This window comes from Kribbella sp. NPDC049174 (assembly GCF_043197365.1).
In the GTDB taxonomy this organism is placed as follows: Bacteria; Actinomycetota; Actinomycetes; order Propionibacteriales; family Kribbellaceae; genus Kribbella.
In genome coordinates this window covers 1,787,420-1,805,375 of the sequence record NZ_JBICSZ010000001.1, presented here as the reverse complement: position 1 = coordinate 1,805,375, position 17,956 = coordinate 1,787,420, and the positions used below count along the sequence as shown (strand labels likewise).

The window sequence follows — 17,956 nt, the reverse complement described above, 5'->3', positions numbered from 1 at the left end:
CACGCCGTCGGCTGGCAACACTGCAGGCATGATGATGCGAGCGGCGGTTTGTTGCGGGCCGGGTGGCCCGGAGGTTCTGGAGATCAATGAGGTGCCGGTGCCGGCGGGTCGAGCCGGCTGGAGCCTGGTGGAGGTGATGGGCGCGGGCCTGAACCGGTCGGAGCTGAGGACCCGTCAGGGCCATTCGCCGACCGTGAGGTTCCCGCGGGTGCTCGGGATCGAATGTGTCGGAGTCGTGGCCGCCTCGACCGATCCCGGATTGCCCGAAGGGACGACCGTTGCCGCGGTGATGGGTGAGATGGGCCGGGAGTTCGACGGCGGTTATGCGGAGTACGCCCTGTTGCCGAACTCGCTGCTGATGCCGATCAGCACCACACTGCCCTGGGACGTCTTGGCCGCACTACCCGAGACCTATCTGACCGCACACGGCTCGCTGGACGCGTTGGGCGTCGTACCGGGCGGCAAGGAGCGATTGCTGATCCGTGGAGGAACCTCCTCGGTGGGCATGGCGGCCGCGTCGATTGCCTCCGGCTACGGCCTCGAGACCGCCGCTACGACCCGGCGGCAAGACAAGGTCGCCGCGTTGACCGCGGCCGGCGTCGACCACGTGCTCCTGGACACCGGCGGACCACTGGCGCCGAGCCTGCACTCGATCTGGCCCGAGGGGCCCGACTATGTCCTGGACCTCGTCGGCGCGAGTACGACGGTGGAGTCGCTGCACCTGGTCCGTCGTGGCGGGACGGTCTGCGTGGCGGGCTCGCTCAGCGGATGGACCATCCCGAACTTCGAAGCCATCGCGATGATCCCGCCCCGAACCAAGCTCACCGCCTTCCACAGCGACACCCTCAAGGGCACCGCGGGCACGCCCGTGCTGCAGCAAATCGTCCGCGAGGTGGAGACCGGCGCCTACCGGCCCAACATCGATCGGGTCTTTCCCCTGGACGACATCGTCGAGGCCCACCACTACATGGAGACCAACCAAGCCACCGGAAAGGTCGTCGTACTGCCCTAGGCCTTGCCGGTCGCTACTGGGCGGGTCGGGTCGGTGATCCACTCCGACCAGGAGCCGACGTACAAGGTGGCGGGGATGCCGGTGACTTCCAGGGCCAGGGCTTCATGGGCGGCCGTGACGCCTGAACCGCAGTAAACGCCTACCTGGGTGGAGTCGTTGACGCCGAGCTTCTCGAAGCGTTCGCGGAGTTCGTCGGCCGGCAGGAAGTGACCGGTCTCGTCGACGTTGGCGGTGGTGGGGGCGTTGACGGCGCCGGGGATGTGGCCGGCGACCGGGTCCATCGGCTCGACCTCACCGGCGAAGCGCTCCGGCGCTCGAGCGTCGAGCAGAACTCCGGCTGCGGCAACGTCGGCCGCGCCGTCGGCGTCCAGGAGCGGGATGTGGCCGGCCGTGGCGATGAACGAGCCGTCCCCGTCCGCCGGAACGTCGGTGGTCACCTCTCCCCCAGCCGCCTGCCAGGCCGCGAGGCCGCCGTCGAGCACGCGGACGTCGCGGACACCGAAGTACCGGAAGACCCACCATGCTCGCGCGGCCGCCGTTGAGTTGGCCGCGTCGTAGACGACCACCGGAGTGCTCGGGCCGACGCCGGCCCGGCGCAGGGCCGCGGTGACAGTGGTTGCTGCCGGCAACGGGTGGCGGCCGCCGGAACCGGGCGGTCCGGCGAGTTCGGTGTCCAGGTCGACGAAGTACGCGCCCGGAAGGTGGCCGGCGTCGTACGCCGCCCGGCCGGGCGGTCCGGCCAGGTTCCAGGTGACGTCGATCAGCACCGGCCGGTCGGCCGCGGCCCGCAGCTCGTCGACGGTGATCAGTGGGCTCATGATGCGGCTCCTCCGAAGGGCAGTACCTCTGGTGACAGCGTGGCGCGGGCTCGGGCCTGGGTGAGCCGGCGCCGGTGATGCCGGCGGCACAACACCTCGTATGCGACCTCGTGGTCACGCGACACGATGTCACCGACCACCAGCTGCTCGCCTTCCGTCACCATCTCACCACCGATCGTACGAGCGTTGTGGGTGGCGCGTTCACCGCACCAGCACAATGCCTCGACCTGGAGCAGCTCCATCCGGTCGGCGAGCTCGACCAACCGGGCCGAGCCGGGGAACAGGGTGGCGCGGAAGTCGGTCAGGATGCCGAAGCAGAACACGTCGATCTGCAGCTCGTCGACCAGCCGGGCCAGCTGCTCGACCTGCAGCGCGCTGTAGAACTGGGCCTCGTCACAGACCACGTAGTCGATCCGGCCGCCCTGGGTCAGCTCGCCGACGACGAACTCCCAGAAGTCGAACTCGGGGCGCACCTCGATCGCCGTGGCGGCCAGCCCGAGCCGGGACGAGAGGACCGACTCGCCGGCCCGGTCGTGGCTGGTGAAGATCCGGCCGAGCCGGCCACGGGCCTTGTGGTTGTGGTCCATCTGGAGGGCGAGGGTGGACTTGCCGCAGTCCATGGTCCCGGTGAAGTAGAGCAGCTCAGCCACGGGCGTTCATCCTGCCAAGTCAGCGGATCACCCCGCACCTCGGGGTGGCGCGTCGTACCAGGTCGGTACCGTTTCGAGGGTCGGCTTGGGTTCTGGGCCCCGGTCCGGTTTGAATGGATCGTGCGCAAAGCCTTGGTCCTGCTCCTCGCGGCCTGCCTGATGACCGCGTCCGCCACGCTGCCGGCGGCCGCCGTTCCGGTCCAGTCCGCCGCGCCGGCTCAGGCGACGGCGGGACTGCGGGCCTACCTGGTCATCACCGAGCCGAAGCAGACCGCGAAGGTGACCGGCGCGATCACCTCCAACGGCGGCACCGTCTACGCGACGTACGACGCGATCGGCGTGATCGTGGCGCACTCGACCGCGACCGACTTCGTCACCAAGATGCGCGGCGTCGACGGTGTCCAGAAGGCCGGCGCGACCCGCACCTCGGACCTGCCCGCCGATGTCGGCGCCCCGGCCGTCCCGGCACAGGTGCCGGAGGTTCCGAGCACCACTCCGGAGACAGACCGGCCAGACATGGCCCAGATCGGCGCGAACCGGGCCTGGGACAAGAACCCGGGCGCCAAGACCATCACCGTCGGAGTCCTCGATACCGGGGTGGACGACCAGCACCCGGATCTGAAGGCGAACTTCGACGCCACCAAGTCCGCCTCCTGCGCCTATGGCAAGGCCGACACCCGGCCCGGTGCCTGGCGGCCGGTCGGCGAGCACGGTACGCACGTGGCCGGCACGATCGCGGCGGCCCGCAACGGCGCCGGCATGGTCGGTGTCGCGCCGGGCGTGAAGGTCTCGTCGATCCGCGTCGCCGAGGCGGACAGCCAGTTGTTCTTCCCGGAGAACACGGTCTGCGCGTTCATGTTCGCCGCCGACAAGGGCGTCTCGATCACCAACAACAGCTACTACGTCGACCCGTGGCTGTTCCTGTGCCCGTCGGACCCGGACCAGGACGCGATCGCGGAAGCGGTCCGGCGGTCCGTCGCGTACTCGGACTCCAAGGGAGTCGTGAACGTCGCCGCGGCCGGCAACGAGGACTACAACCTGGCCGCCAAGACCGACGACGACTCGAGCCCGAACGACTCGACCCCGGCGCTGCGCACGGTCACGAACGACTGCATCAGCCTGCCGACCGAACTGCCGAGCATGGTCGTGGTCGCGTCGGTCGACGCGGCGGGCGCGAAGTCGCGGTTCTCCAACTTCGGCGAGAACAAGATCAACGTCGCCGCTCCCGGTGAAAGCGTCTACTCGACCGTCCCGGGCGGCGGCTACGAGTCGATGAGCGGTACGTCGATGGCGTCGCCGCATGTCGCGGGGGTCGCCGCACTCCTCCGCAGCATGGACCCCAAGCTGACGACCGCGCAGGTCCGCGCCAAGCTGGCCGAGCAGGCCAACGACCTGGCCTGCCCACCTGGTGCGTCCGCAGAGTGCATCGGCTCGCAGGCGAACAACTCGTACTACGGCGAAGGCATGGTCGACGCGGCCGAGGCAGTCGGTGCGGCGGCCCCGCAGCCGCAGGGCGCGGTGACGATCACCAAGCCGTCCGACCAGCTCGGGTTCGGCGGCGCACCCGCGATTCCGCTGCTGCTGAAGGGCACAGGCGGAACTGGCGAGATCAGCTACTCGGCGTCCGGCCTCCCACCGGGCCTGAGCATCGACGCCGAGCGCGGCTGGATCACCGGCGTCCTCACCCCCGGCTCCGGTCGGTACAAGGTGACCGTCACGGCTCGCGACGGCGAGGCGAAGACCTCGCAGGCAAGCTTCTTCTGGAACGTCTGGAGCTTCTAGACCCCTGGATCGACGAGCAGCGGGATCGCCATCTCGTCGTCCGTCAGTGACCCGTGCAGGCCGATCAGATCGGCTTCCTTCGCGAAGCGACGGCCGGCCACGAGCGCCACCGGACCCAGCGTGGCAACCACCACGTCCCCGAGCCGCGGCGCGACCCGGTCCTCGACGCCGCCGAACCATCCACGCGCGATCGCCTCCTCGCGGCGCAGCACCAACGCGAGGTCGCCCAGCCGGTCCTGGTAGGCCGCCACGACGTCGGCCTCCGCGCCGTCCACGCAGTACAAGTGCCGGAAGCGCGACTCGCCACCGATCAGCCGGACCCCGTCGGTCAGGGCGGGCTCCTCGTCCAGGTCGACCCGGTCCTCGGGCGCCACGTCGATCATCCCGTGGTCGGCGACGACCAGCAGAACGGCGTCCCGCGGCAGCGCGGACCGGACCTGCTGGGCGAACAGGTCGGCAGCCGCCAACTCCTTGCGCCACTGCCAGGAGTCGGCCCCCTCGTTGTGACCGGTGTAGTCCAGCTGGGAGTCGTACACGTAGACCAGCGACGACTTGCCCTCGCGGCTCGCGAAGCGGGTCGCGTCCAGCCGGTCCTGAATCGTGTCCGCACCGCGGTGGGCGCTCCCCCGGAATGCGGCGGCGGTCAGCCCGGACGTGTCGAAGCGGGCCTTGCTCACGTTCCGCGTGGCGACGCCGGCGGCGGCTACCCGATCGAAGACGGTGCCGTGCGGCTGCCACCGCCGTGGGTCCACCGCCGCATCCCACTGCAAAGCGTTCAGCAGCGCACCTGACTCGGGCACGATCGACGTGTAGCCGACGATGCCGTGTGCGCCCGGTGGCAGGCCGGTGCCCAGGCTGGTGAGGCTCACCGCAGTCGTCGACGGCACTCCGGCGGTCAGACTGCGACCGGTCGGCAGCAGGGACGACAGATAGGGGGCTACGTCCGCATTCCGCTGCAGCAGGTTCCACCCGAGGCCGTCGAAGAGGAGCACGGCGTACCGGGGCGCCGGCGGTAGACCGAGGAGGTTCTGCTCGTGTGGGACGGACAGTGCACCGGCCACTGACGGCAGCACGTCGGCAAGCGATCCACCGCCGTACTGCGGTGCTACGGCCACTGTCACGGCACTACCTACTGGTGGCGAACGACAGCGCCTGCGCGAAGTCGAGCACCTGCTGGATCCCGGCCGGACCGTCGGCGGCCGCGCTGATCCGCAACGAGATGTCGTCGGCCGCGACGGAGCCGGTGTAGCCGTGGTCGGCCTCGCAGTTCGGGTCGGCGCAGACGGCCGGCTCGAGGTCGATCCGGTTCACCATCCCCCAGCCGATGGTCAGCACGACCTCACCGCCGCCGGCCACCGCCGGGTCGGACTTGCCGGACGCGTAGCCGGCCGGATTCGGCACGACACGGTTCACCACCACCGCGTTCACCCGCTGGAGCGGGATCGCCTCGGTCGAGGTCGACGCGTACGGCGCGCGGATCAGCTCGTCGGCGGCGTGCTCGTCGGTGTGCCCGACGATCAGCCGGGTCGGGGTGAGCGCCAGGATGGTGATGTGCCGCCGGACCTCGTCGCGGTCGAACGTCGGCTCGTGCTGCAGGACGAACGCGGTGATCGGCTCGCCCGCGATCGCCACCGCGAGCGAATCCGTCACCACGTCGGGGTAGTAGCCGCACCGATCGATCGCCTCGCGGAGCGCGGAGGAGACATCTGCGAGTTCCGGCACATTGAGGTCACGCATGCCCTCATCCTTGCACGACCCGGTCCCAGCGCGATTTCCCCTTGTGGACAACCGCGATCAGTTCGCACTTGCCTTCCGCAACACCGGCGCCCCGGCGGCACCCGCGACGGCGACCAGCACCAGCCCCACCACGATCTGTCCCGCCAGCAGGAAAGCGCCCGAACTCCCCTCCGTGATGACCTTGCCGCCGCTCAAAGCCAGCCCACACAGCGCACCGAACCCGACCACGGGCAGTCCGACCCCGATCACCGGTACGACGGCCGCCAGCCGGGCCGAGCGTTCGATCACCGACAACGGCACCCCGGACCGCCGCAGCGCACGGGCAGGGCCTGCTTGGTCCAGCGCCGTACCAACTGCTCCGGCCGCGGTCGAGGCGGCCACGGTCAGGAACACCAGTGCCAAGAGCAGCGCGACCCCGATGCGCATGTCCTGGTACGACGGGTCCTCGTTCTCGCCCGGCATGAACACCGAGATGAAGCCAGTGACGAAGCCGCTCAGCACCAGCGCGGCGACCGGCCGGAAAGCGCCCTTCGGATCGTCAGCCAGTCGCCGCCCGGCCAGCAGCGCTACCGGACCGTTCGCCAGGTTCGCCATGGTCTTGCCGATCACCTGCACCGCCCACGGCCCGATCACCCGTACTGCGAGTGCAGCCATACCAATCCCGATCAGCAAGGGCAGAACGGCTGCCTGCATGCCGTAGTACGCCAGCACGATTGGTCCAATCACCAGCAACCCCAGCCGCAGCGCACTGGTCGCCTTGCGAGTCTGACCCCGCACGACGCCGAGTGGGGTGATGCTGACGCGGCCAAGCCCGATCAGTGCGCTGATCACGGACAGGACCGGTACGGCGGCCAGTACGACGAGCACGTTCCACCAACTGACCGTGATGTCCTGAACGAACCAGCGACCGCCGCCCAACGGGATGCGAGCGATGAGCGGAGTCAGGACCGTGTAGCCGACCAGACCGACGAAGGCACCGGCCAGGCCGAGTACTGCCTGCTCGACAGCGCTCAGCCACAGCACCTGGGTCCTGGTGGCCCCGGCGAGGCGCAACGCGGCGAGGCGATGCTCACGGCGCTTGGCTGCGACGCCTGCGGCCTGGCCGACGAGGCTGAGCAGTGGGAAGAGCACCAGAGCGATGCCGAAGGCAACAGCGATCAGCAGGCCGAACATGCGGCTGTCCATGATGTTGTCGCGCCAACTGGCGACGTACTGCGGGTGTTCTCCCACGGCGCTGGGTGCGACGCCGCGAATGAGGATCAGTTCTTCCGGTGACGACAGGCCCTTGTCGCTGATCACTCCGGTCGGCTGCTCGACGCCGTACTGCTTGCTGAGGCTGGACCAGCGCTTGGCGAGTGCCGGTGAGACGAAGACCTCGCCTGGCTTCGGGGTGTGATCGAGGCCGGGAGGTGGTGGGAGCTCGTTGGTTCGCAGGGTCGCAAGGTCCAGGCGGAGCATCGGGTGGCCGTCGACCTTCTGCTCGTCGTCCTGGTTGATGGCACCGATCGCGGTCGCCGGGTCGGCCTTGTCGGCGCCGCGCCAGCCGATCCGGTCCGAGCGGTGAACCAGGCCGAGGGATCCGGCGATCAGGAAGGTGATGAGCAGCGAGACCACGGCGGTGGCGCCGAGAGCGGCGAGGTTGGCCGCGCGGCCGCCGGGGCCGGGCCGGCGGACGAAACGCAGCCCGAGGCAGGTCATGGGGCCTCCCGGCCTGGACTGAGGAGCGTAGGGAGCCCGGTCATGGGGCCTCCCGGCCTGGACTGAGGAGCGTAGGGAGCGAAGCGACTGGAGTGACGAGGGAAGGACGGGAGTCGAAGCCCCATGACCTGCCGCGCCGGAGGCGTGGCAATGTGCACAGCGACTGGAGTGACGAGGGAAGACCGGGAGTTCAAGCCCCGGGACCCGCCGCGCCGGAGGCGTGGCATCAGTGCCGTCATTGGGTTCATCGGTCGGCTCCCAGCGAGTCGCTCACGCGACCGTCGACAATCCGCAGCACCCGATGGCAGCGGGCCGCGACGGCGTTGTCGTGGGTGACGACGACCACGGCGGCACCGCGATGCGTGGCGGCACCGACGAGCAGATCGATGACGTGGGCACCGGTCGCCGCGTCGAGGGCGCCGGTGGGTTCGTCGGCGAAGACGGCCTGCGGCTCGCCGACCAGGGCTCGGGCGATCGCGACGCGCTGGGCCTGACCGCCGGACAGCTCGCCCGGTCGCCGGCCCACCTCTGCGGACAAGCCGACCTGCGCGAGCACCATGCGGGCGCGGCCGACGGCTTCCCGCCTGCTCACGCCGTCGACCATCAAGGGCAGGGCAACGTTCTCGTCGGCGGGCAGTTCGGCGAGCAACTGGTTGTCCTGGAAGACGAAGCCGAGCCGGCGGCGCCGCAGGACCGTCCGGCCGGCGTCGTTGAGTTGATCGACCCGCTCACCGGCCAGCCAGACCTCGCCCTGGTCCGGGGTGAGGATGCCGGCCAGGACATGGAGGAGCGTGGTCTTGCCGTTGCCGCTCGGACCCATGACGGCAAGCGCCTCGCCGGACCGGACGGCGACATCCACGCCGGCCAGACCGACGACGTCGCCGTAGTACTTGACCAGGCCGTGACCGCTGAGGACGACCTGCTGCTGGGTGAGTTGGGGACTCTGGAAGCTCATGACCAGAGCCTTTCGCGGACCAGCCCTGGGATCGTCGGCCCGCGGACCGGTCCTGCAGTCGTCTTCCGGCGCCCTTCGTCGGGTCCTCGTAGTACCGGGGTCGTACGTCAGTCGGTCCGGAAGGCTGACGGATAGGCGTCGCGGTAGCTCAGGATCGGACCGGCCGGGGTCTCGACGGTCTCCGCGTTCAGCATCGCGTGCACGACCGCGCGGGACAGGGTCCGGGCTCCGGCGGTGTAGACCGTCTCGAGCTGGCCGAGCGCGGCCGGGTCGGTGACACTCAGCCGGGGGCGGTCGTCGTCGGGGATGCGCGTCGAGAGCGCGAAGATGCTGTCGCCGTCGACCAGCGTGTGGATCGGGTCGATCGCCCGGGCCAGCCCGTCGTGCGCGATCATCGCCATCCGCTTCGTCGCCGCCTTGTCCAGCGGTACGTCGGTCGCCAGCACCGCGATCACGGTGTTCATCCCCGAGCTCGGGCCAGGGATCAGGTTCCGCCCGGGTACGACGAGGGCCGGCTGCTCGGTCGGAGTGCGCAGCTGGGTGAACTCGTCGCCGAGACCGAACCGGGCGCCGTACAACCGGCCCTCGGCGTCTACGGTCGAGCCGGCCGCGTTCACGATCACCAGCGCGCCGACCGTCGTAGCGTCCTCTAGTTGGACGCTGGCCGAGCCGACGCCGCCCTTGAGCGACCGGGCCCGGGCACCGGCACCGGCGCCGTGGTTGCCGAGGGCAACGGGACCGTCGGTGGCGAGGGCGATCGCGTCGGCACCCCAGGACGGCTCGGGTCGCGCGGTGAACTCACCGCCGCGGCCGAGGTCGAAGATCACCGCGGTCGGCACGATCGGTACCACGTCCCGCTCCCCCGGCCCGACCCGCACCCCTTCACCGCGCTCCTCGAGCCACCGCATCACGGTCCCCGCGGTGTCCAGGCCGTACGCACTGCCACCGGTCAGCACGACCGCATTGGCGCCGGAGTTCGAGTTCACCGGATCCAGCAGATCAGTCTCCCGCGTCCCCGGCGCACCCCCACGGACATCCACCCCGGCCACCGCCGTACCCGGCACATGAACGACCGTCGTCCCGGTCAGGTACGGCGCATCGACCCGCTCCACTTGCCCGACCAACACCCCAGGAACATCGGTGATCGCGTTGTGCGGACCCGGCGTCATCGTCATGCGCACTGTCTAGCATCCCGCCGAAATCCGGTTGCGGCGGACACTAACTTGGAAGGCATGAACACTGATCTGCTCTGCGGTCTGCTGGCTGAGCCGTCGAGGTTGCGGACGTACTCCGCGGTCGTCCTCGGCGCCACCACTCCCGAGCAGGTTGCCGGAAGCACCGGACTGACGGCGCCTGTCGTCCACAAGGCTCTGCAGCGGCTGGCCAAAGGCGGGCTGATCACCGACTCGCCGTCCGGTCTGCAAGCCGACGAGGGGGCGTTCAAGGATGCCGTCCGGGAAGGGCGGCCGGAGCGCGAGCCGCTGGATCCGGATCCGGACCGCGACGCCGTACTCAAGTCGTTCATCCGGGACGGCCGGCTGACGATCTTCCCGACCGTGCCGACCAAGTTCCGGATCGTGCTGGAGTACATCGTCACCAACTTCGAGCCCGGCCGCAGCTACCCCGAGTCCGAGGTCAACGAGATCCTCAACCGTTGGCACCCCGACCACGCGGCGCTCCGCCGCGAACTGGTCGACGCCGGCCTGCTCAGCCGCTCGGACAGCATCTACGTCAGGTGAGGCGGCGGGCCGGGGTGTCCTGACGGGGCTTCTCGTTCGGGGCGATCCGGATGGCGGTGTCGAGGACCGTCGCGCCCTGCGCGCCGACCAAGACCGAGCGGAGGTCGAGTTTGACGACCTCCTCGAGGTCGAGGGTCAGCCGGGAGACGCGGTGCAACAGGTTCTCGATCGCGGCGATGTCGACCGGGTCGGAGCCACGGTACCCGTACAGCAGCGGAGCGGCCCGGACCTCGCGGACCATCTCGGCGGCGTCGCGCGTCGTCAGCGGCGGCATCCGGTAGGAGCGGTCGCCCAGGAGATCGGTCGCGACACCGGACAGGCCGAACGTCACCACCGGCCCGAACGACACGTCCTCCAGCGCCGAGATGACCACCGGCACTCCCGGCGGCGCCATCTTCTGTACGACGAACTGCGCGCGACTCGGGTCGGACGCGACCCCGAAGGTCTGGGTCATCTCGGCCCAGGCCCCACGCATGTCGTCCTCGTCGTGGATGTGCCGCCAGATGTCGGCCAGGTCCGGCCGCATCCGCCACTGCTCGGCGGTCGCCTTCAGGATCACCTCGAAGCCGAGATCCTCGGCCCGCTGCACCGCTTCGTCGGCACTCTGCACCGGGAACGCCGGCAGCACCGAGATCCCGTAGAAGCTGAGCAGCATCTGCCGGTCCGCGTCGTCCAGGTCGGCGCCGCTCGGATGCCGCTGCAGGTACTCCGCGACGAAGTCCTCGGCCGCCCGGGTGTCGATCTCGGGCAGGTCGGGGATCCGGCTGTCCGATCGGCGCCGCCACTCGGCGTACTGCGTCGCCTTGGCCAGCGCACCCACGGCGTACTGCGGGTTCAGGAACGACGGGATCGAACCACGCGCGGCACCGCCCTCCTCATCCGGCACCCGGAGCTCCTCGGGCACGCTGCGTGATGCGAGGAAGGTCGACAGGACCGGCTTGTCCGACCCCGCGGCCGCCGCGGCCACGACCTGCGCGACCTCGCCACCGTTCGACTGGACCGGTGGGGTGTAGATCACCACGACCGAGTGGGCCCGATCGTCGGCGAACACCTCCGTCAACGCCACGCCGAACTCCTCGGCGGACGCATCGGGACTCAGGTTGCGCGGCTCCCCCGCGACGTCCAGTCCGCAGCCGGCCATCGTGTCGAGCGCGAGCAGCGTCAGCGCGTCCGAGTTGCTGACGATCGCGACCCGGCGACCCTTCGGCAACGGCTGGTGCGCGAGCAACTGGGCGACGTCGAACAGCTCACCGGTGGTGTCGACGCCGATCAGCCCGCTCTGCCGGAACATCGAGTCGATGGTTGCAGTTGGCAACTGGCTGCGCCGGACCATCTGCCCGAGCGGCACACCCTGCGTCGAGCGGCCCGACTTCAGCGCGACCACCGGCTTGCGACCGGCCAGCCGGCGCGACACCCGGCTGAACTTGCGCGGATTGCCCAGCGACTCCAGATACAGCAGGACGACCTCGGTCGAGTCGTCGGAGTACCAGTACTGCATCAGGTCGTTGCCGGAGACATCAGCCCGGTTGCCCGCCGACACGAACGTCGACAGGCCCAGACCACGCCGGGCCATGTCGGCCAGGATCGGCACCCCGAGCGCACCGGACTGGCAGAAGAACGCCACTCGGCCCCGGCCCGGCATCAACGGCGAGAGCGTCGCGTTCAGCGAGACCCCGGGCGCGGTGTTGATCAGCCCCAGCGCGTTCGGCCCGATCACCCGCATCCCGTACGACCGGGCCAGCCCGGCCAGGTACCGCTGCCGCTTGCGGCCCTCGTCACCGACCTCGGCGAACCCGCTCGACACCACGACCAGCCCGCGGACACCCTTGGCGGCACAGTCCAGAACCACGTCCGCGACCATCTCGGCCCGGACGGCGACCACGGCCAGATCGACCGTGTCGTCCACGTCGCTGATCGTCGGGTACGCCGGTACGCCCTCGATCTCGGCCGCATCCGTATCGGTGTTCACGGCGTACAGGCGACCGGTGAACCCGCCGTCGCGCAGGTTGCGCAGCAGCGCGTTGCCGATCGTGCCCTCCCGCCGGCTCGCGCCGATCACCGCGACACTCGACGGGGCCAGCAGCCGGGCGATCGACAGCGCCTCCGACCGCTGCTCCCGCGCCTGCATCACACCGAAGGACGTGTCGGTCGGCGCGATGTCGAACTCGACCATGATCACGCCGTCCTCGAACTCGCGCATGACCTTGTAGCCGGCCTCGGTGAAGACGGTGATCATCTTGCGGTTGTCCGGCAGCACCTCGGCGACGAACCGGGTGATGCCGTTCTCCCGGGCCGCCTGGGCGAGGTGCTCGAGCAGCAGCTGCCCGAGACCGCGGCCCTGGTGCGCGTCCTCGATCAGGAACGCGACCTCCGCGGTCCGGTTCCCGGTTCGCTCGTACCGCCCGACGCCGATCATCTCGTTGCCGACGGTGACGATCAGGGCCGACCGGTCGTGGTAGTCCACTTGCGTGAACCTCGCCACATCCCGGTCCGACAGTTGTGGGTACGGGGCGAAGAAGCGGTAGTACTTCGATTGTTCGGACACCCGCGCGTAGAAGGCGACCAGCAGGTCTGCGTCGTCCGGAGTGATCGGCCGCAGGTGTGCGGTAGCTCCGTCCCGCAGTACGACGTCCGCCTCGAGCTCCGCCGGGTAACCGGCTGGGTGGTGCGGGCCATACTGGGCCGGTCGCTGCGGCTCCTGCTCCGGCGGGGTCACCCGGCCAGCGTACTCAAACAGCCCGAGGGGGGTGATGAATTTGGTCGAGCGGATCGCACCGGTGCTGGTGTTTCTCGTCGCAGTGACCGTCATCGCCGAGCTGGCCGACGATGCGAAAGTCTTCGATGTCGCGGCGCGGGAGGCCGCGCACCTGGCCCGGGGCCGGGTCTGGCGGCTCTGGCTGCTCGTGGTCGCGCTCGCGACCGGGCTGACGATCGTCCTGTCTCTGGACACCTGCGCGGTCCTGCTGACCCCGGTCGTGCTCGCGATGGCGCGTCAGCTCGACATCCCGCCGAAACTGTTCGCGTTCACCACCGTCTGGCTGGCCGGCACCGCCTCGCTGCTGCTGCCGGTGTCGAACCTCACCAACCTGCTCGCCCTGCACCAGTTCCGCCGTCTCGACGCTCATTTCATCGCCGTGAGCTGGCGGCCGGCACTTGCGGCGATCGTGATCACGGTCGGTGTGCTGGCGGTGCTGTTCCATCGCGATCTGCGCCGGAAGTACGTCGTACCGCCGACTCCGCACGTGGACGACAAGGTGCTGTTCTGGGGGTCGGCAGGCGTGTGTCTGCTCCTCGGACCGGCCTTCGTGTCCGGGATCGACGTCGCGTGGCCGGCCAGCATCGGAGCGATCCTGCTCGTCGGGTTGTTCGCCGTACGACGGCCGGCCACGCTCAGGTGGTCGCTGGTCCCGGCCAAGCTGGTCGCGACCGTGGTGGGCCTGTTCCTCGTCGTAGGCTTCCTCACCGACCACGGGCTGGACGCCGTACTGAGCCGGATCGCGGGCGGCACGTCCGAGCTGAGGTTGAGCGCGACCGCAGCCCTCGGCGCGAACCTGGCCGACAACCTCCCGGCCTACCTGGCGATGGAACCTGTGGCTGCTGACAGCCCGCATCGGATGATGGCGCTCCTGATCGGCGTGAACTGCGGCTGCCTGCTCACCCTCTGGGGCTCCCTCGCCACTCTGCTGTGGCGAGACCGCTGTGACGCCGCCCGGGTCGACATCTCCTGGTGGTCGTTCCTCTGGCGCGGCCTGATCCTGACACCGCTCGTCGTGGCGGGATCAGTCCTCGCGCTCGGTGGGTAATGTGCGGGGCATGGCTGCGGAACAGAGCACGTCGGACGTCACGCGGGAGTTCCGGGAGGCGCGGGACTTTCTGGTGGCGCATCGGGAGGACTACGAGACGGCGTACCGGGACTTCAGCTGGCCGGGCTTCGACCGGTTCAACTGGGCCCGGGACTGGTTCGACGCACTCGCGGTCGAGCAGCCCGAGGTCGCGGCGCTGACCATCGTCGAGGAGGACGGCGAGGTCAACTCCCGCACGTACGCCGAGATGGCCGAGCGATCCCGTCAGGTGGCCGGCTGGCTCACCCAGGCCGGGCTGCAACCGGGCGACCGGGTCCTGATCGTGCTCGGCAACACGGTCCCGCTGTGGGAGATCATGCTCGGCTGCATCCGGGCCGGCGCGGTGATGATCCCCGCGACCACGCTGCTCACCGACGCCGACCTCGCGGACCGGATCGAGCGCGGCGGCGTACGGGCCGTCGTCACCAGCAGCAGCGAGACCGGCAGATACGCTGGGATCGCGGACCACTGCATCCGCGTCGCCGTCGGCTCGCCGGTGGAGGGTTGGCTCGACTACGACGACACGACGTCGTACGACGGTCCCGTCCCCGAGGTGGACACGGCCGCAAGCGACTCACTGCTCCTCTACTTCACCTCCGGTACGACGAGCCAGCCGAAGCTGGTCGAGCACACACAGGTCAGCTACCCGGTCGGTCACCTGTCGACCATGTACTGGATCGGACTCCAGCCCGGCGACGTCCACCTCAACGTCTCGTCCCCCGGCTGGGCGAAGCACTCGTGGAGCAACGTCTTCGCCCCGTGGAACGCGGGCGCGACCGTCTTCCTCTACAACTACACGCGCTTCGACGCCGAGAAGATGCTGCAGGTCCTGCAGACGTACGGCGTGACCACCTTCTGCGCACCGCCGACGGTGTGGCGGATGCTCATCCAGGCCGATCTGTCCGCGGTGAAGGTGCAGATCCGCGAGTGCATCTCGGCCGGGGAGCCACTGAACCCCGAGGTGATCGAGCAGGTGCGCAACGCCTGGGGCATCACCATCCGGGACGGGTACGGACAGACCGAGACGACCGCTCAGATCGGCAACACCCCCGGTCAGGAGGTGAAACTCGGCTCGATGGGCCGCCCGCTGCCCGGCTATTCGATCGTGCTGATCGACCCGTCGACCGACGAGGTCGGCGACGACGGCGAGATCTGCATCGAGCTGGCGCCGGCGCCGGTCCCGCTGATGCGCGGCTACCGCGACGCCCGGGAACTGACCGACGAGGTCATGCGCGGTGGTCACTACCACACCGGCGACGTCGCGAGCCGGGACGAGGACGGCTACATCACCTACGTCGGCCGCTCCGACGACGTGTTCAAGGCCAGCGACTACCGCATCTCCCCGTTCGAACTGGAGTCGGTGCTGATCGAGCACCCCGCGGTCGCGGAGGCGGCCGTCGTACCGTCTCCGGATCCGGTCCGGCTCGCAGTGCCAAAGGCGTACGTCGTCCTGGCCGCCGGCCACGAGCCGTCCCGCGAGCTGGCCGGCGAGATCCTCCAGTTCTGCCGCGACCACCTGGCGCCGTACAAACGGATCCGCCGGATCGAGTTCGCCGACCTGCCGAAGACCATCTCAGGCAAGATCCGCCGAGTCGAACTCCGCGACGACGAAGCGGCCAAGGTGGACAGCGGAGAGCCCGGCGAGCACGCGTACGACGAGGCCGACTTCAAGGAAGCGTGAGTCACGCCGCCTCGGCCGCGGGTTGGCGTGCTGGAATGGGCGGATGTCTTTCGACACCGGGCTGGGGGTTGCGGCGGTTGTTGTACTGCCGTTGCTGATTGCGGTTGGTGTCGGTGCGTCCCGGTACGCCGGCCTGCGGCATGACAAGGGGATCGTTACCGCTGCTCTGCGCGCTGTTGTGCAGCTGACCGCGGTCGGACTCGTGGTCGGCGTCGCGCTGCAGCACACCTTGGGCGCGATCGCATTCGTGCTGGGGATGTTCGTGGTCGCCACCTTCACGAGCACCCGGCGAATCCACTCGACGGCCGCCATCCCCCGGCAATGGGCGTACTGCGCGACCGCGATCGGCTCCGGTGCGCTCGTCGTACTCCTGCTGCTCATCCTGCCCGGGGTGGTGCCGCGGAACCCGGCCACCATTCTGCCGATGGGCGGCATCATCATCGGCGGCACGATGACCGCCACCACGCTGGCCGGCCGCCGGGTGCTGAGCGAGTACGGCACCCGGTACGGCGAGTTCGAGGCCGGGCTGTCGATCGGTCTGCTGCCGCCCGACGCGTTCAAGCTCGTGGTCGGCCCGGTCGCCGGTGACGCGCTCCTGCCCGCACTGGATCAGACCCGAACCGTCGGGCTCGTCTCGCTGCCCGGCGCCTTCGTCGGGATGGTCCTCGGCGGGGCATCGCCGACCGAGGCCGCCGCGCTACAGCTCGTGGTCCTGATCGGGCTGGTCGCGGGCGAGTCGCTGGCGATCCTGACCATCACCGAGCTGCTGGCCCGCTCGGCCCTGCCGGACGGGCGTACCGTTTCCCCATGACGGTATTGATGCCACGCCTTCGGCGCGGCGGGTCATGGGGCTGTAACTCCCGACCTTCCCTCGTCGCTCCAGTCGCTTCGCTCCCTACACTCCTCAGTCCAGGCCGGGAGGCCCCATGACCAGTGACAAGCCCCTCTTCAGCCGGATCGACGAGCTGGTCACCGAGGAGCGCGAGCTGCGCTCCAAGCACGCCGCCGGGAAGATCGCCGACGACGACGAGCGGAGCCGCCTGCGCGCCCTCGAGGTCGAGCTCGACCAGTGCTGGGACCTGCTCCGGCAGCGCCGCGCCAAGCGCGAGTTCGGCGAGAACCCCGACGACGCCAAGGCCCGCCCCACCGACACCGTCGAGGGCTACCTCGGCTAGAAGCCCCTGAGCTTGTCGGGGGTGATCCGGACGACCACGGAGTAGTCCGCGTGGAACTGGTCGTTCGTCATCCCCAGGTGCGCGATGTCCTCGCCGTACTTGTTGTTGTACGCCGCCAGCTCGTCACCGCTGATCGGGCTGTCGTCGATCACCGCCGTACCCGCGATCACACCGACGTCGCCGCCGGTGTGAGTGGCGTTGAAGTTCAGCGCGACCCGCGGGTTGGCGGCGATGTTGTGCAGCTTGGCCTTGTCCGGCTGACTGGCGATCAGCAACTGGTCGCCGTGCCAGAGGAACCAGACCGGGTTCGGCGCCGGTGCTCCGGACTTGCCGACGGTGGTCAGCCACAGCACCCGCTCGTCGTCCAGCTGCCGCGCGATCCGCTTGCCGAAATCGGTGGACGTGTCGATCGAGATCATCAGAAACCTTCGGTGTCGATGGTCAGGACGGACCGAGACGCCCCCACTCGATCGCCGGGCAGCGGTTCATCACCATGGTCAGCCCGGCGGCCGTCGTGCGCGTGTAAGCGTCCGGATCCACTACATCCAGCTGGAACCACACCGCCTTCGCGTTGATTCCCACCGCCTGGTCCGCGATGGCGCCGGCCAGCTCGGACCGGACGAAAACATCGACGCAGTCCACCGGGAACGGGATCTCGGCGAGCGTGGCGTAGCCCTGCTCGCCGTGCACGGTCTCCGCCGACGGATGCACCGGCACGATCCGCTTGCCGTGCCCCTGCAGGAACCGCGCCACGCCGTACGCGGCCCGGCCGGTGTTGTTCGACAGCCCGACCACGGCCCACGTCTCGCAGTCCGCCAGGATCTTGCGGATGTCACTGTCCATGACCCGATCCTCCCTCGCCGGGCA

17 protein-coding genes are annotated in these 17,956 nt (G+C 69.6%); 7 read left to right on the top strand and 10 right to left on the bottom strand.

Annotation, left to right across the window (positions count from 1 at the left end; all coding sequences use genetic code 11):
* Positions 1–97: 97 nt before the first annotated feature.
* Positions 98–1,012 carry a zinc-binding dehydrogenase gene (locus ACGFIF_RS08535; RefSeq protein WP_393152881.1) on the top strand — a complete coding sequence of 305 codons (915 nt, stop codon included), beginning with the start codon at positions 98–100 and terminating at the stop codon, positions 1,010–1,012.
* Here ACGFIF_RS08535 and ACGFIF_RS08530 read toward each other — a convergent pair.
* Both ACGFIF_RS08530 and ACGFIF_RS08525 read right to left on the bottom strand, forming a co-directional pair.
* Positions 1,009–1,830: a sulfurtransferase gene (locus tag ACGFIF_RS08530; RefSeq protein WP_393152879.1), complete on the bottom strand. Its 822-nt coding sequence runs from the start codon at positions 1,828–1,830 to the stop codon at positions 1,009–1,011. The two genes, ACGFIF_RS08535 and ACGFIF_RS08530, sit on opposite strands and share 4 nt — an antisense overlap.
* The gene (locus tag ACGFIF_RS08525) at positions 1,827–2,480 is read right to left on the bottom strand and encodes a thymidine kinase (protein WP_393152877.1); all 654 of its coding nucleotides are present in this window, start codon (positions 2,478–2,480) and stop codon (positions 1,827–1,829) included. The genes ACGFIF_RS08530 and ACGFIF_RS08525 overlap by 4 nt, the downstream gene beginning before the upstream one ends.
* A 120-nt stretch (positions 2,481–2,600) precedes the next feature.
* On the opposite strand from ACGFIF_RS08525, the gene ACGFIF_RS08520 reads away from it, so the two are divergent.
* Entirely contained in the window at positions 2,601–4,262 is a 1,662-nt protein-coding gene (locus tag ACGFIF_RS08520) for a S8 family serine peptidase (protein ID WP_393152875.1), read from the top strand.
* Here the strand turns inward: ACGFIF_RS08520 and ACGFIF_RS08515 are convergent.
* The 5 genes from ACGFIF_RS08515 to ACGFIF_RS08495 form a co-directional block, all read right to left on the bottom strand.
* Positions 4,259–5,383 carry an alkaline phosphatase family protein gene (locus tag ACGFIF_RS08515; protein ID WP_393152873.1) on the bottom strand — a complete coding sequence of 375 codons (1,125 nt, stop codon included), beginning with the start codon at positions 5,381–5,383 and terminating at the stop codon, positions 4,259–4,261. The two genes, ACGFIF_RS08520 and ACGFIF_RS08515, sit on opposite strands and share 4 nt — an antisense overlap.
* Positions 5,384–5,387: 4 nt before the next feature.
* Positions 5,388–5,999: a DUF5998 family protein gene (locus ACGFIF_RS08510; RefSeq protein ID WP_393152871.1), complete on the bottom strand. Its 612-nt coding sequence runs from the start codon at positions 5,997–5,999 to the stop codon at positions 5,388–5,390.
* A gap of 57 nt (positions 6,000–6,056) precedes the next feature.
* Positions 6,057–7,697, bottom strand: coding sequence for an FtsX-like permease family protein (locus tag ACGFIF_RS08505; protein WP_393152869.1), 1,641 nt, complete (start codon positions 7,695–7,697; stop codon positions 6,057–6,059).
* 244 nt (positions 7,698–7,941) lie between these two features.
* Positions 7,942–8,652: an ABC transporter ATP-binding protein gene (locus tag ACGFIF_RS08500; protein ID WP_393152867.1), complete on the bottom strand. Its 711-nt coding sequence runs from the start codon at positions 8,650–8,652 to the stop codon at positions 7,942–7,944.
* Between the two features lie 107 nt (positions 8,653–8,759).
* The gene (locus ACGFIF_RS08495) at positions 8,760–9,827 is read right to left on the bottom strand and encodes a P1 family peptidase (RefSeq protein WP_393152865.1); all 1,068 of its coding nucleotides are present in this window, start codon (positions 9,825–9,827) and stop codon (positions 8,760–8,762) included.
* Between the two features lie 57 nt (positions 9,828–9,884).
* On the opposite strand from ACGFIF_RS08495, the gene ACGFIF_RS08490 reads away from it, so the two are divergent.
* Entirely contained in the window at positions 9,885–10,391 is a 507-nt protein-coding gene (locus tag ACGFIF_RS08490) for a DUF2087 domain-containing protein (RefSeq protein ID WP_393152863.1), read from the top strand.
* On the opposite strand, the gene ACGFIF_RS08485 is transcribed toward ACGFIF_RS08490, so the two are convergent.
* Positions 10,384–13,107 (bottom strand): GNAT family N-acetyltransferase, encoded by a 2,724-nt coding sequence (locus ACGFIF_RS08485; protein ID WP_393152861.1) that lies wholly within the window; start codon positions 13,105–13,107, stop codon positions 10,384–10,386. The two genes, ACGFIF_RS08490 and ACGFIF_RS08485, sit on opposite strands and share 8 nt — an antisense overlap.
* A gap of 34 nt (positions 13,108–13,141) precedes the next feature.
* Here ACGFIF_RS08485 and ACGFIF_RS08480 point away from each other — a divergent pair, with 34 nt between their 5' ends.
* From ACGFIF_RS08480 to ACGFIF_RS08465, 4 genes are all read left to right on the top strand, one after another.
* Positions 13,142–14,194 (top strand): SLC13 family permease, encoded by a 1,053-nt coding sequence (locus tag ACGFIF_RS08480; protein ID WP_393152859.1) that lies wholly within the window; start codon positions 13,142–13,144, stop codon positions 14,192–14,194.
* A 10-nt stretch (positions 14,195–14,204) separates the two neighbouring features.
* A complete protein-coding gene (locus tag ACGFIF_RS08475; RefSeq protein ID WP_393152857.1) occupies positions 14,205–15,914 on the top strand; it encodes an AMP-binding protein in 1,710 nt (569 codons plus the stop codon).
* A 43-nt stretch (positions 15,915–15,957) separates the two neighbouring features.
* On the top strand, positions 15,958–16,725 hold the full coding sequence (locus tag ACGFIF_RS08470) for an ABC transporter permease (protein ID WP_393152855.1): 768 nt from the start codon (positions 15,958–15,960) through the stop codon (positions 16,723–16,725).
* Positions 16,726–16,840: 115 nt separating this feature from the next.
* The gene (locus ACGFIF_RS08465; RefSeq protein WP_393152853.1) at positions 16,841–17,089 is read left to right on the top strand and encodes a DUF2630 family protein; all 249 of its coding nucleotides are present in this window, start codon (positions 16,841–16,843) and stop codon (positions 17,087–17,089) included.
* Here the strand turns inward: ACGFIF_RS08465 and ACGFIF_RS08460 are convergent.
* The gene (locus ACGFIF_RS08460; protein ID WP_393152851.1) at positions 17,086–17,508 is read right to left on the bottom strand and encodes a TIGR03667 family PPOX class F420-dependent oxidoreductase; all 423 of its coding nucleotides are present in this window, start codon (positions 17,506–17,508) and stop codon (positions 17,086–17,088) included. The genes ACGFIF_RS08465 and ACGFIF_RS08460 overlap by 4 nt on opposite strands.
* Before the next feature lie 22 nt (positions 17,509–17,530).
* Positions 17,531–17,932: a CoA-binding protein gene (locus ACGFIF_RS08455; RefSeq protein WP_393152849.1), complete on the bottom strand. Its 402-nt coding sequence runs from the start codon at positions 17,930–17,932 to the stop codon at positions 17,531–17,533.
* Positions 17,933–17,956: the final 24 nt, after the last annotated feature.

Bases quoted from the DNA above. Each gene is read 5' to 3' on its own strand.
- ACGFIF_RS08465 (WP_393152853.1), top strand. From the start codon at position 16,841: ATGACCAGTGACAAGCCCCTCTTCAGCCGGATCGACGAGCTGGTCACC.
- ACGFIF_RS08480 (WP_393152859.1), top strand. From the start codon at position 13,142: ATGAATTTGGTCGAGCGGATCGCACCGGTGCTGGTGTTTCTCGTCGCA.
- ACGFIF_RS08510 (WP_393152871.1), bottom strand. From the start codon at position 5,999: ATGCGTGACCTCAATGTGCCGGAACTCGCAGATGTCTCCTCCGCGCTC.
- ACGFIF_RS08500 (WP_393152867.1), bottom strand. From the start codon at position 8,652: ATGAGCTTCCAGAGTCCCCAACTCACCCAGCAGCAGGTCGTCCTCAGC.
- ACGFIF_RS08495 (WP_393152865.1), bottom strand. From the start codon at position 9,827: ATGACGATGACGCCGGGTCCGCACAACGCGATCACCGATGTTCCTGGG.
- ACGFIF_RS08475 (WP_393152857.1), top strand. From the start codon at position 14,205: ATGGCTGCGGAACAGAGCACGTCGGACGTCACGCGGGAGTTCCGGGAG.
- ACGFIF_RS08505 (WP_393152869.1), bottom strand. From the start codon at position 7,697: ATGACCTGCCTCGGGCTGCGTTTCGTCCGCCGGCCCGGCCCCGGCGGC.
- ACGFIF_RS08470 (WP_393152855.1), top strand. From the start codon at position 15,958: ATGTCTTTCGACACCGGGCTGGGGGTTGCGGCGGTTGTTGTACTGCCG.
- ACGFIF_RS08530 (WP_393152879.1), bottom strand. From the start codon at position 1,830: ATGAGCCCACTGATCACCGTCGACGAGCTGCGGGCCGCGGCCGACCGG.
- ACGFIF_RS08490 (WP_393152863.1), top strand. From the start codon at position 9,885: ATGAACACTGATCTGCTCTGCGGTCTGCTGGCTGAGCCGTCGAGGTTG.
- ACGFIF_RS08455 (WP_393152849.1), bottom strand. From the start codon at position 17,932: ATGGACAGTGACATCCGCAAGATCCTGGCGGACTGCGAGACGTGGGCC.
- ACGFIF_RS08460 (WP_393152851.1), bottom strand. From the start codon at position 17,508: ATGATCTCGATCGACACGTCCACCGATTTCGGCAAGCGGATCGCGCGG.